General features: G+C 57.3%; 13 protein-coding genes, 1 tRNA gene and 1 rRNA gene. 7 read left to right on the plus strand and 8 right to left on the minus strand.

Annotation, left to right across the window (positions count from 1 at the left end):
• Positions 1-137 precede the first annotated feature (137 nt).
• From ABNH18_RS08815 to lptF, 4 genes are all read right to left on the minus strand, one after another.
• Positions 138-224: transfer RNA gene (locus tag ABNH18_RS08815), tRNA-Leu, on the minus strand.
• A 48-nt stretch (positions 225-272) separates the two neighbouring features.
• The gene (locus tag ABNH18_RS08820; RefSeq protein WP_349382466.1) at positions 273-977 is read right to left on the minus strand and encodes a PP2C family protein-serine/threonine phosphatase; all 705 of its coding nucleotides are present in this window, start codon (positions 975-977) and stop codon (positions 273-275) included.
• 1 nt (position 978) lies between these two features.
• Positions 979-2,040, minus strand: a complete 1,062-nt coding sequence (gene lptG / locus ABNH18_RS08825) for an LPS export ABC transporter permease LptG (protein WP_349382467.1) — start codon at positions 2,038-2,040, stop codon at positions 979-981.
• Positions 2,037-3,155, minus strand: a complete 1,119-nt coding sequence (lptF, locus tag ABNH18_RS08830; protein ID WP_349382468.1) for an LPS export ABC transporter permease LptF — start codon at positions 3,153-3,155, stop codon at positions 2,037-2,039. The genes lptG and lptF overlap by 4 nt, the downstream gene beginning before the upstream one ends.
• A gap of 267 nt (positions 3,156-3,422) precedes the next feature.
• On the opposite strand from lptF, the gene ABNH18_RS08835 reads away from it, so the two are divergent.
• The 6 genes from ABNH18_RS08835 (at position 3,423) to ABNH18_RS08860 (ending at position 10,136) form a co-directional block, all read left to right on the plus strand.
• Positions 3,423-4,892: a leucyl aminopeptidase gene (locus ABNH18_RS08835; RefSeq protein WP_349382469.1), complete on the plus strand. Its 1,470-nt coding sequence runs from the start codon at positions 3,423-3,425 to the stop codon at positions 4,890-4,892.
• Between the two features lie 80 nt (positions 4,893-4,972).
• Positions 4,973-5,392: a DNA polymerase III subunit chi gene (locus ABNH18_RS08840; protein ID WP_349382470.1), complete on the plus strand. Its 420-nt coding sequence runs from the start codon at positions 4,973-4,975 to the stop codon at positions 5,390-5,392.
• A 20-nt stretch (positions 5,393-5,412) separates the two neighbouring features.
• The gene (locus ABNH18_RS08845; RefSeq protein ID WP_349382471.1) at positions 5,413-5,799 is read left to right on the plus strand and encodes a hypothetical protein; all 387 of its coding nucleotides are present in this window, start codon (positions 5,413-5,415) and stop codon (positions 5,797-5,799) included.
• 163 nt (positions 5,800-5,962) lie between these two features.
• Positions 5,963-8,752: a valine--tRNA ligase gene (locus tag ABNH18_RS08850; RefSeq protein WP_349382472.1), complete on the plus strand. Its 2,790-nt coding sequence runs from the start codon at positions 5,963-5,965 to the stop codon at positions 8,750-8,752.
• An 11-nt stretch (positions 8,753-8,763) separates the two neighbouring features.
• Positions 8,764-9,330, plus strand: coding sequence for a TetR/AcrR family transcriptional regulator (locus ABNH18_RS08855; protein WP_349382473.1), 567 nt, complete (start codon positions 8,764-8,766; stop codon positions 9,328-9,330).
• A 14-nt stretch (positions 9,331-9,344) separates the two neighbouring features.
• Complete coding sequence (locus tag ABNH18_RS08860) at positions 9,345-10,136, plus strand: class I SAM-dependent methyltransferase (protein ID WP_349382474.1); 792 nt, start codon at positions 9,345-9,347, stop codon at positions 10,134-10,136.
• 18 nt (positions 10,137-10,154) lie between these two features.
• Here the strand turns inward: ABNH18_RS08860 and ABNH18_RS08865 are convergent, their stop codons facing one another.
• A complete protein-coding gene (locus ABNH18_RS08865; RefSeq protein WP_349382475.1) occupies positions 10,155-10,838 on the minus strand; it encodes a TetR/AcrR family transcriptional regulator in 684 nt (227 codons plus the stop codon).
• A 77-nt stretch (positions 10,839-10,915) separates the two neighbouring features.
• Positions 10,916-11,116: a DUF2061 domain-containing protein gene (locus ABNH18_RS08870; RefSeq protein ID WP_349382476.1), complete on the minus strand. Its 201-nt coding sequence runs from the start codon at positions 11,114-11,116 to the stop codon at positions 10,916-10,918.
• Positions 11,117-11,311: 195 nt separating this feature from the next.
• Between ABNH18_RS08870 and yegS the strand changes: the two genes are divergently transcribed.
• Positions 11,312-12,214: a lipid kinase YegS gene (yegS, locus tag ABNH18_RS08875; protein WP_349382477.1), complete on the plus strand. Its 903-nt coding sequence runs from the start codon at positions 11,312-11,314 to the stop codon at positions 12,212-12,214.
• Here the strand turns inward: yegS and ABNH18_RS08880 are convergent.
• Positions 12,206-12,745 carry a fused DSP-PTPase phosphatase/NAD kinase-like protein gene (locus tag ABNH18_RS08880; protein WP_349382478.1) on the minus strand — a complete coding sequence of 180 codons (540 nt, stop codon included), beginning with the start codon at positions 12,743-12,745 and terminating at the stop codon, positions 12,206-12,208. The genes yegS and ABNH18_RS08880 overlap by 9 nt on opposite strands.
• Before the next feature lie 179 nt (positions 12,746-12,924).
• A 5S ribosomal RNA gene (gene rrf, locus ABNH18_RS08885) occupies positions 12,925-13,040 on the minus strand.
• Between the last annotated feature and the right edge of the window lie 4 nt (positions 13,041-13,044).

Genomic DNA, 13,044 nt, shown 5'->3' on the forward strand with positions numbered 1-13,044 from the left:
GGAGTTGGCCCCAAAGTTGGCCCCAGGTGGGGCCAGATGTCAACAAACCTTGTCGGACGGCAGCGGAAGAAACTCATCGATAACTTGCTGTTTTTAAAGCTTTCGAGGAGCTCTTCGGATGCTGCCGGACCGTCATTTGGTACCAGAGGCCGGACTTGAACCGGCACGCCCGTGAAGGCAACGGATTTTGAATCCGTCGTGTCTACCAATTCCACCACTCTGGCAGTGGGGCGCGAGTATACCAGCCCTTCACCGCTTTTCCAGCCTTTACGCTAACCAATAGCAATTTTGATTGCCGTCACGTTATCCCGGCTACCCGCATTCAATGCCGCCTTGAGGATAACAGACTCGCTGGCGCCCTCGGCCAGCAGCTGGTGTAGCTCGGGGACACGCAGCACAGAATGTACGCCATCGGTGGTCAACAGAAATTGCTGGTCGGCCTCCACGACAAAGCGGGCCTGCTCCAGTTTCAGCTTGTCGCCATTGCCGATGGCCTGATAAATCACATGGGCACGGGGATGGCGCATGGCCTCTTCTTCGTTGATTTCCCCCGCATCCACCAGTGCCTGCACAGGGGTGTGATCTTTGGTGATAGCACTGGTGCGCGCAGCTTCATGCCGATAAAGCCGGGCATCGCCGGCCCACAACACACCCGCTTCGCCATCATGAATCAGCAACACCGCCACGGTGGCCCCCATGGGCTTGCTTCCCAGGTGCATGGCGGCATGGTGGCGAATCGCATGGTTGGCGCTTTGCAGAGCGGCATCCACCGCCAGCAGCCGGTGGGCAATACCGCCCCCGAGGGCGAGATTTTCCAGGGCATGGCGGATCATGGTGGCGGCAAGATCGCCGGCATCATGCCCGCCCATGCCATCGATGACGGCCCACAGCCCCTCACCATCACGGCAGACCAGCGCGTCTTCATTGGTCGGCCGACGGCCTGCGTGGGTACGTCCCTGCCCCCGCCAGCAGCTCATGTCATCGCACTCGCTGCAACAGCCAGACACCCAGCACCAGACACAGCGACGGGGGCAACATGGCGGCCAGAAACGGGTCGGTATGGAACACCAGCGACAACTGGCCGAAAAATTGCTGGCCGTAGTGGAAAATCAGACCCGCCACGATACCCGCCGTCAGGCGCAAACCCATGGTCACTTCCCGCAAGGGGCCGAACACAAAGGAAATGGCGATCAACACCATGCCAATGGTCGCCAGCGGCATGAACAGTTTCTGCCAGAAGCTGAGCATATAGTCCGCGGTTTCCAGGCCTTGGCGTTTCAGGTAGCGGGTATATTCCAGCAGTTTGACCAACGCCAGATTGTCCGGCTTGAGCACCACAATACTGAGCAACTGCGGCGTCAGCTCTGTTTGCCATTCCCCCTGATCTTTCTGGTAGGTTTCGGCGTGATCCTCAAACAACCGAGTCCCGTGGATACCTTCCAGAGACCAGAAATCTCCTTGATAGATCGCCCGATCCACATACTGGGTTTCTGTCAGTTTCTGGTTGTCGCTGAATCGATAGCGGGTCAGGCCATGCAGCACGCCATTGGGTTGCACCGCATTGATATGAATAAACTCCGGCCCTTCCCGATGCCAATACCCGTATTTGGAGCGCAACGCTTCACCGCCACCCTCTGCCATGGAGCGATTACTCTGCGCCACCTGCTCACTGTAGGGGGTCAGGTATTCGCCAAGGGGGATCGACAAGATAATCAGTACAAACACCGGGCGCAGGACCAACCAGCTCACTTTCAGCGTGGAAACCCCGGCCGCACGAATCACCGACAACTCACCGCTATTGGCCAACAACCCCAGACCGATCAAGGTGCCCAGCAAAATGGCCATGGGCATATATTCATAAAAACGCCGCGGCGTGGTGGTCAAAATAAACTGCAGTGCTTCCATGACCTGGTAGTTACCGCGGAGAAACTCCAGCTCGTAGACAAAGCCGAACAGGCAATCCAACCCAACGATAATAAACAGGATGGCCAAGGTCGGAATCATCACCGCCCGCCAGAAGTAACGCTTGAGCAATGTCATGAGCGCGCTCTCCGCCGGAACAACCGCCCGCCAAAATAAAGCAGAAAGACCACCAGCCCCGTACACAGATGGATCCAGACCATGCTCAGATACCAGGGCAGCGCCCCTTCGTGGTCTTCAATGGCGCTGCGGCACACCAGCAACATGCCAACGTACAGCATGTAACCCAGCACCGCGGGGATAAGACGATAGAAACGGCCTTGCCGTGGGTTGACCCTTGCCAGCGGAATCGCCGCCAGCGCCATGATAGGCACGGTAAGGATCAGCGAGAGGCGCCACTGCAATTCCGCCAGCGCCGCCTTGTTGTCCGCCTGTTGGTCCAGCAGCTCCTGGGTGGAACGGCCGCGTACCTTGGGAGGCCGGCTATCGGTTTTTTCGCCACCAATGCGCACCCGCGCTTCCTTGAAGCCTACCTCTTTATAGTCCAGCTGACCCGGCTTGCCCTGATACTGGAAACCATCGGTCAGCAGCAAATAACTGATACCTTCTTCCACCACCAGCTTGCCACTTTTCGCCCAGACGGTGAGCAGGCGGCCGGCTTCGCCCTGACTTTCGAAGCGAGCGTCAGCCACGAACACATTTTCCAGAACACCCTTCTCCCGGTTCAGATGCTCCGCATAGGTCGCGCGCTGGGAGTCGCTAGAGCCTTTGACGTGAAACCGTCCTGGCGTAAGCAACTCCAACACCGATCGGTCTTTCTGCTCCTCAAAGATCCGGTTCACCTCTGCGTCCCCCCGCGGGGTGACATAGAGGGAAAACATGCCCACCAGCGTGGTGGCCATCAAGATTGGCACCACCAGCGAACGCACCACCCGGCCATTACCCTGGCCGCCGGCCTGCAGCACCACCATTTCGTTATCCATGTGCATGCGGCCCAGCACCAGCAGCAAGGCAATATACAAACTCAGGGGAACGATCATCTGCAGGAATTCCGGCATGCGGAACGCCATCACCAGGAACAAGGCATCGGCCGCGATTTCCCCGGCCGCGGCTTCCGCCAGGTATTTGATAAAGCGTCCACTGACCAGCACCATCACCAAAATAAAGGTGACCAGTACCGTGGTCATGAACACTTGCCGGTTAATATATCGATGAAGAATCAAGGGCAGGCCCACTCATTGCTGTCTGCAAAAACGCACCGGGCACAATTAAAGGCAGGCGGATAGCCGGCGGCTCGGCACACACCGCCGGGCAAATAAACGCCTGCGGCAGCAGTGAATGCCACCTAGTGTAACTGAGTGCTCGACCAAGGTGATAATCCCGTGTGAACAAGGAAGCCGGCTAGCACCCCGAACGGATTGCGTTTCCGTGCGTGACAGCCCACTATTTCCTTTATTTATCGGGTGAACCGCGCCCCACCCTTTTATTGATCTGGAGACAGCATGGACTTCGCAGTAAGCAACAGGCCCTTGGAAAAAAGCAAAGCAGACGCTCTGGTCGTCCTGCTGAGCAAGAAAAACGACCTTCCCGAGGCCCTGCCGAGCAACACCCGCGAACAGATTACCCAGTTCATGAAGGCCGGCGATTTCAGTGCCAGCAAAGGCCAACTGGCTTGGCTGCATGCCCCCCAGGGCATTAACGCAGCCCGCCTGCTGCTGGTCGGCACCGGCGAGAGCGAACTCAGCGATCATGGCTGGCTCGCCCTGGTACAAAAAGTCGCCAAGGCCCTGAGCGCAGCCCCCGTGAAACAAGCCCTGTGGCTGCTAGGCGGCACCCAGCCCCAGACCCTGGAGTGGCAGGTTCGCGAAGGCACTCGGGTGGTGGAAGAAAGCACCTACCGTTTCGATGCCTACCGCAGCAACCCGGCGCCGGCCAGCAAACTGGCCAAGCTGACGTTCTGGCACACCGAAAAAGATGCCACCCTCGCCAAAGCCCACAAAACCGGCAAGGCTGTCGCCGTTGGGGTAAATTTGGCCCGGGATCTGGGCAACCTGCCCCCCAATGACTGTTACCCGGAATACCTGAGTGGCGTGGCCCGCGACCTGGCCAAGGATTATGAAAAACTCACCGTGAAAGTGCTGAGCCAGGCGCAGGCCGAGAAAATGGGCATGGGCGCCTTCCACGCTGTGGCCAAAGGGTCCGAACGCCAGGGCCAGATCATCGTGATGGAATACAAGGGTGCCAAACCGACCAAACAAGGCCCGGTTGCCCTGGTGGGTAAAGGCATTACCTTCGACACCGGCGGCATCTCCCTGAAACCCGGCGCCACCATGGATGAAATGAAATACGACATGGGCGGCGCCGCCAGCGTCTTCGGTTCGGTGAAGACCGTGTGTGAACTGGATCTGCCGATCCACCTGGTCGCTGTCGTGGCGGCCGCTGAAAACATGCCGGACGGACGTGCCGCTCGACCTGGCGATATCGTCAAAACCCTGTCCGGGCAGACCGTGGAAATCCTCAACACCGATGCCGAAGGCCGGCTAGTGCTGTGTGACGCACTGACCTATGTGCAGCAGAAGCACAAACCCCATACCGTCATCGACATCGCCACGCTCACCGGTGCGTGCGTGGTGGCGCTGGGCGCTCACGCCCAGGCGGTCTACGCCAACGATGACGGCCTGAGTGAGGCCCTACTCGCCGCTGGCAAGGAAACCGGCGACCGCGGCTGGCCCATGCCCCTGTGGGACGAATACCAAAGCCAGCTGGACAGCCCCTTCGCCGACATGCAGAACATCGGCGGCCCCAAAGCCGGCTCCATCACGGCAGCGTGCTTCCTGTCCCGCTTCACCAAGGACGTGAAATGGGCGCACCTGGACATCGCCGGCACCGCCTGGGTCAGCGGCGGCATGAGCAAAGGCGCCACCGGCCGCCCGGTACCCATGCTCACTCGTTATCTGATGAACCAATGCTGACACGCTTCACGCAACACGCCGCACGCGAAACCAAACGCACCCGACGTGTTGCGTGCCTGCGTGCCGCATGGAGCGTTTAATTGACCGAAGTCACGTTCTATCTCAGCAGCAAGGCCGGAGACGGTGTGCGTCAGGCATTAGCCTGGCGGATTGCCGACAAAGCGCTAAAACAAGGCCGGCAAGTCTATGTGCATTGCCAGAATGAGGCCCATGCACGGCAGCTGGACGCACAATTCTGGCAATCTCCCACGACGGGATTCTTGCCCCATGCCTTGGACGGAGAAGGCCAGGCACCGGTGCTGCTCGGATTTGGCGACGACCCTGGCCACCATCATGATGTGCTGATCAACCTCACCGACCAGGTGCCAGACTTCTCATCTCGCTTCCAGCGGGTGGCGGAAATGATCAGCGGCGCCGAAGCCGAACGACAACAGGGACGGGAACGTTTCCGTTTCTACCGGGACAGGGGCTTTCCCGTCACCACTCATGAACTGGGCTGACCACTACGAGCGACACGGCGATGAGCAACAACAAGGAGACAGCAAAACACGCATTACTCAAGGAGCTGGATGATGTCCAGTCCCTGCTGGACGATGCTGACGGCCCGACCCAACCGCCATTGCTGAAGCCGTCAGCGGACGCCACGCTCCAGGATTCTTATCGGATTCGACAGTTGGCCAGCGAACGGACCAATCCGTTCCTGGCAGGCAATCTGGCTCCCCGCGAACCGCAAGCGTCACCGGCACCGCCCGTGCCCACACCGGCCCCACAAGCGCCGACGCCACGCCCGACACTGACAAATAGTGATATCGACGGCGCCATCGATGAACTGGTGGCCGAGGCCCTGCCCAAGCTTGAAAAGGCCCTGCGGCTGAAGCTGCGCGCGGCCCTTCGCAGGAAGACCTGACGCGCACCCGCCTAAAGGCACAATTTGCGGAAATAAGCGTCTTTTCTGTTTGCCTTGTTGGGCATCCGGCGCCCAGCACCCGGAGTTTTCTCACAACCCGCGACGAACCCGCCCTGCTTCGCTATAATTCGCCCTCATTTTTTCTGGTTTAGAAGCGGTGATCATGGACAAAACTTACCAACCCGATCGCATTGAGCAATCCTGGTATGAACACTGGGAAAACGCCGGTCATTTCAAGCCGAGCGGCCACGGCGATCCCTTCTGCATCATGATCCCGCCTCCCAATGTGACCGGCAGCTTGCACATGGGCCACGCCTTCCAGGACACCATCATGGACACCCTGGTGCGTTACCGCCGCATGCAGGGCCGCAACACCCTGTGGCAGGTAGGCACCGACCACGCGGGCATTGCCACCCAGATGGTGGTGGAGCGCAAACTGGCTGGCGAAGGCACCAACCGTCATGAGCTGGGCCGGGAAAAGTTTCTCGACAAGGTGTGGGAGTGGAAAGGCGAGTCCGGCGGCACTATTACCCGCCAGCTTCGCCGCATGGGTTCCAGCGTGGACTGGACCCGCGAACGCTTCACCATGGACGATGGCCTGTCCAACGCCGTGCGTGAAGTCTTTGTGCGCCTGCACAAGGAAGGCCTGATCTACCGAGGCAAGCGGCTGGTCAACTGGGACCCGGCGCTGCACACCGCCATCTCCGACCTGGAAGTGGAAAACGTGGAAGAACAGGGCCACATGTGGCACTTCCGCTACCCGCTCTCCGACGGCTCCGGCCATCTGGTGGTCGCCACCACCCGCCCGGAAACCATGCTCGGCGATACCGCCGTAGCAGTGCACCCGGAAGACCCTCGCTACAAGGACATGATCGGCAAGACCATTCACCTGCCTTTGGCAGACCGCGACATCCCCATTATCGCCGATGATTACGTGGACCCGGACTTCGGTTCCGGCTGTGTAAAAATCACCCCCGCCCATGACTTCAACGACTATGAAGTGGGCAAGCGCCACGACCTGCCGATGATCAATATCCTGACCATCGATGCAGCATTGAACGACGAAGTACCAGAGGTTTATCGCGGCCTTGATCGTGTTGAGGCCCGTAAAAAAGTCGTGGACGACCTGGACTCCCTTGGCCTGCTGGAAAAAGTGGCCGACCACACCCTGCAGGTCCCGCGTGGCGACCGCTCTGGCGTTGTAATCGAACCCTATCTGACCGACCAGTGGTTCGTGGCCGTGGAAGAACTGGCCAAGCCTGCCATCGCCGCCGTGGAAAATGGCGACATTCAGTTCGTGCCCAAAAACTACGAGAATATGTACTTCTCCTGGATGCGCGACCTGCAGGACTGGTGTATTTCCCGACAGCTGTGGTGGGGCCACCGCATTCCCGCCTGGTACGATGCCGACGGCAACGTCTATGTGGGCCGCACCGAAGACGAAGTGCGCGCTGAAAACAATCTTGGCGATATTCCGCTGAGCCAGGACGACGATGTCCTGGACACCTGGTTCAGCTCCGCCCTGTGGACCTTCTCCACCCTCGGCTGGCCGGAAGACACCGATGCCCTGCGCACCTTCCACCCCACCGATGTGCTAGTCACCGGTTTCGATATCATCTTCTTCTGGGTCGCCCGGATGATCATGATGACACTGAAGTTCACCGACCAGGTGCCCTTCAAGAAAGTCTATGTGCATGGACTGGTACGCGACAACGACGGCCAGAAAATGTCCAAATCCAAGGGCAACGTGCTAGACCCGCTGGACATGATTGACGGTATCACCCTGGATGCTCTGATCGACAAGCGCACCAAGGGCCTGATGCAACCGCAGAAAGAAAAACAGATCACCAAGCGCACCCACAAGGATTTCCCTGATGGGATTAACCCCTACGGGACCGACGCCTTGCGCTTTACGTTCCTGTCACTGGCCTCCACCGGTCGGGACATCAAATGGGACATGGGCCGCATCGAAGGCTACCGGAATTTCTGCAACAAAATCTGGAATGCCGCCCGCTACGTGATGATGAATACGGAAGGGGAAGATTGTGGCGTCGCAGCTGACAGCGACATCGAGCTATCCCTGGCGGACCGCTGGATCATTTCTGCCCTGCAACGGGCCGAACAGGAAGTCAGTGACGCACTGGACAGCTTCCGCTTCGACGTGGCCAGCCATGCCGCCTATGAATTCATCTGGAATGAATATTGCGACTGGTATCTAGAACTGTCTAAACCCGTACTCTGGGGCGACGAGTATTCCGCCGCCCAGAAGCGTGGCACCCGCCGCACCCTGGTCACCGTACTGGAAGCCATCCTGCGCCTGGCACACCCTTTCATGCCCTTCATCACAGAAGAAATCTGGCAGAAGGTTGGCCCACTGGCCGGCAAGACAGGTGCACCCGGTAACGGTGAAAAGAACGACACCATTATGCTGCAACCCTTCCCCGTCAGCGATGCTGCCCGCATCGATGCCGATGCGGAAACCGGCGCTGAATGGGTGAAGGCCGTGATCAGCGCAGTGCGTAACATCCGCGGGGAAATGGGCATCCCGCTGGGCAAGGCACTGCCTATTTATCTGCATAACGGCAAAGAATCTGACCAGGCCCTGCTGGACGCCAACCGCGTTTTCCTGAGCAAGCTGGCCAAGCTGGAATCCATTACCTGGCTGGCCGCGGAAGACTCCGCGCCCGCCTCCGCCACAGCCCTGGTCGGTGACATGGAAATTCTGGTGCCCATGGCCGGATTGATCGACAAAGAAGCGGAAATTGAACGCCTTTCCAAGGAAATTGATAAGTTGCGCAAAGAAGTGGGCCGCGCGGAAGGCAAGCTGAAGAACCCCAAGTTTGTCGATAAAGCGCCCCAAGCTGTGGTCGACAAGGAAAAAGCGAAGCTGGATGATTATCGCTCCCAGCTGGCCAAGCTCGAAGAACAGCTGGAGAAAATCAAATACCTGTAAGGACGGCCATCATGGATGATCCCCGCCGCGCCCGCATTCTCACCTGCGCCCAGGAAATCTTCGCCAGCGAAGGCTTCCGCAGCGCAGAGGTGAAAACCATCGCCGAACGGGCCGGCGTGGGCAAAGCCACCATCTACAAGTTTTTTCCTTCCAAAGAAGCCTTGCTGCTAACCATCGTGGAAGAAAACCTGAATACCATCCGCGACCTGATTCTGTCCGAATTGATCAGCACCTCCCCCCCTCTGGAGCGACTTGAAAGCCTGTGCCGTGCAGTGGCTCGCTACCTGGAGCAAAACCAGGATTTCTCCCGAGTGTTGATTCAGGAGGCTGGTGATTTCATGGGCGATATCCAGCGCCAGTATCTTGCCCTGATGGAACAGAACCTGCCGCTGGCCGATGCGTTTTTCAACGAACTTCGCAAAGACGGCTATTTCGTTGCCCTGCCGACTCGCGATACGATATTGATGATGGTAAACCTTGTTACCGGCACCACGTATACATGGGCCCTCACTGGTGAGGGCAGCCTCGAACAACAAGCCGCAGACTACTTGAAGGTGTTGATCCGCGGCCTCAGATAGGACGAGCCGAGACCATGCGACTTATCGTTATTTTTACCGCGTTGCTTTCCACCACCCTGATCCACGCTGGAACGCTGAATAAACTGACCGACGCCCCCCACCGCACCCCACAGGAAAAGGCCCGGGATGAATACCGTCATCCAGTGGAAACCCTGAATTTTTTCGATGTCAAAAAAGACATGACTGTGGTGGAGATATGGCCTGGCGGCGGCTGGTACACCTCGATTCTCGCGCCTTGGCTTTACAAGTCCGGCACCTATTACGCCGCCCACTTTCCTGAAGACAGTGACATCCCTTTCTATCGCCGCTCCGTGACCCAGTTCAAGACCAAACTGGCCGAACATCCGGAAGTTTACGACCACGTTCGAGTTACGGCGTTCAATCCCCCCACCTACACCGTTATCGCCCCGGCTGGGACCGCAGACCGCGTACTGACCTTTCGCAACGTACACAACTGGGCCAAGGCAGGGAAGACAGAAGCCGTATTTGCCAGTTTTTACCAGGCCCTTAAACCCGGCGGCATTCTAGGCGTGGTCGAGCACCGTGCACCGGAGGTGCGCCCGCTGGAAAGACAAATCGAAACGGGGTACATGAGCGAGGGGTACGTGATTGCCCAGGCCGAACAGGCCGGGTTCAAGCTGGTAGATCAATCGGAAATTAACGCCAACCCAAAGGACCAGGCGAACCACCCCGCCGGGGTCTGGACTCTGCCGCCCAGCCTTCGGCTCGGTGATAAAGACCGGGCAACGTATGAGGCCATCGGGGAAAGTGATCGGATGACTCTGAAGTTCATCAAGCCGGAATAACCCGGCCTGATGTACGAGTCATGATGCCGGGCGTTCCAGCATGCCCGGCGTTACCTCGCCCAGCACCAAGGATTCGGCAACCCCCACGGCCACACGCAAGCACTGATCCAGACGCTCCTGCGAAAATCCGCCGTCTTCAAAAATGTAGAGAGAATAGTTTTCCAGCATCCATAGCATGGTCAGAAAAACCAGCGGCTCGTAGTTCTTGCCTGTGTAGCGGTTGATCTGAACAGCAAGCACTTCCGAGGCCAAGGTTTGTGCACGCACCCGGTGGGGCGCCAATGCGGAATCGGAAGAACGGGCTTCTTCCATCATCAGCTTGATCACCGGCCCCATGCTCACGTGATAATCAAAATATACCTTGGTCGTGTTACGGATGATGTCGTTGGCAGACGAGGCCTGTTTCACCTCTTTGTGGAAATGCAGCAACATGTTGTCCACAAAAATACGGTAAATACTTTCCAGAACATCCATCTTGTTGCGGAAGTATTTGTAGAATGTACGGCGCGACACGTCAGAAGCATCCAGCAGGTGCTGCACTGTCGTACGCGGCAATCCGCGCTGGGCAAAAACCTGCATGGAATGAATCAGAATTTCCGCCCGCGCTTGCGAGCGTTGCCCACCTTCTTCGCGGGCATGCACTTCCAACACCTGATTCACCACTTGGCGAATCGCATCAATGTCACTGCTTCCTGTCTGCACCTGACAAATACCCCTCAAAATGTATACTTTGCGGTAGCTTAACCAACGGTCATCGCAGAGTAAACACCGAGTTTATCCTAAGCCATGACCGTTCTGCTCAGCCCGCCACCGCTTTTGTTACGCTTCCAGACCTTTTCATGGAAGTGGTAGGCCACCGTGTTTACACATGGCTCCACCACCGCCGTCAAACCACCGATACGCCAGTCACCCGTCATCGCCCAGACGACCAGAAACGCCACTGAAATATGCATTACTCCGAAACTTATTGTCTTGGCCATGAGATGCCCTCCTTTTCGACTATCATCGCCAACTCTATCCCTATAGAGAAATACTATTCCCGCATACCGGCAATAGTTAATGGCAATCATTATCACTGCGTGATTATCAAGGATTGTTAACTTGCCCCCTAAATCATGCGCCAGTCACGCTCAGTGCTTTACTCTATGGCATCCGCCAACGACAGGGTTTACACCATGAGCAGAAAAGCCTTATTAATCCTCCACGGCAAACAGGCCAGCAACCAGGCAGTCCGCAATGCGGTCATGGAGTGGCGTGATCAAGGTCACGAACTGGCCGTTCGAGTCACCTGGGAAGGCGGCGATGCGGAACGCTACGTCGAGGAAGCGCTGAATAATGGCTTTACTACACTCATTGCCGGCGGCGGTGATGGATCAGTACGAGACATCACTCAGGCGTTGATGGAAAGCGGCCAGCAAGATCTGGAGCTGGCAATCCTTCCACTCGGCACAGCAAACGATTTTGCTACTGCTGCGGAAATATCATCGGAACCTGCCGACAGCCTGGCCTTGCTCGCAACCGATCCACACCCCTGCGATGTGATACAGGTAAACGACCACTATTTTCTCAACATGGCTACGGGTGGCTTCGGCACGGAAGTGACAACCCAAACGTCCGAGGATCTTAAAAAGATGCTTGGCGGTGCAGCCTATCTGCTAACTGGCCTGAGCCGATTTTCGGAAATCGAATCTGCCAAGGGACACTTCAAGGGCGAAGGGTTCGAATGGGAAGGCGAGTTTCTCGCCTTGGGTCTGGGCAATGGCCGACAGGCAGGTGGTGGACAGCGCCTATGCCCTGACGCCCTAGTCAATAATGGTCTGTTCGATGTGGCCATCCTCCCCGCAGACATGGATCTGCTCGCCGGCGTAAAAGAGCTGTTCGACAGCGAAGCCCGTCAGGACCCCAACCAAGAGGGGCTATTTATACGTACCCGCCTCAGTGAAATGCATATTGAGACACCGACGCCAATGAACCTGAATCTGGACGGTGAACCTATTCAAAATACTATCTTTCACATCCGATCCATTCCAAATGCATTGCGTTTGTACCTGCCAAAAAACAGTCCTTTGTTAGACTGATACCTGCTGAGAACCGCCACAACGCTGAACAAACTCGCGCACTTTTTGCCGACGCAGATCCAGCTTGTGGCCATACAAAGGAAAATGCTCCCACACCGCCATGTCTTTGACGCCATAACGTCGCGTTGCCACTGCCACCACCATCATTCCGGTACGAATAACGCCCATCTCGCAGTGCACCAGGCAGCGGCTTCCACCGCGATCAATCTCATCCATAAACTGCAGGATCTGCGCTTCCGTTGGCGGTGTGTCCGGAGCCATGGGGATATTGACCAGCTTTAATCCATGGCGACGACAATAAGCGAGCTGCCGTACATACCATCCCTTCTTGCTGTACTCCGACTCCAGGCGCAAATTGACAATCGTGTTGATCCGCAATATTCGATGCATGATACGCAAACCTACAGGCCCCAGGGTCCCGCTACGGTAAAGTTTCCCAGGCTTAACCACGCGAAAGTGGTACATGAGCTTTCGATACCGATAAATAAATAAAACAACAAGAGGGACCGCAATGACGGTATAGAACAGCATGGCAAAGACTCCGCAACGTGGATATCGCTGCAGTGTGGCGGGTCTTTTTGGCAAGGGTATTACAGGGAGGGTGTGGGGGCGTGGCAGTGCCTGGTGGTGACACAAAGCACGATTCTGCCCAGCCCGAACGCAAAGAACCCCCGACGCTTGCGCGACGAGGGTTCTTTGTTTCTTTAAGAGCCTGACGATGACCTACTCTCACATGGGGAAACCCCACACTACCATCGGCGATATGTCGTTTCACTTCTGAGTTCGGCATGGGATCAGGTGGTTCCAACATTCTATGGTCGTCAGGCAAA

Source organism: Alcanivorax sp. (assembly GCF_040118815.1).
In the GTDB taxonomy this organism is placed as follows: Bacteria; Pseudomonadota; Gammaproteobacteria; order Pseudomonadales; family Alcanivoracaceae; genus Alcanivorax.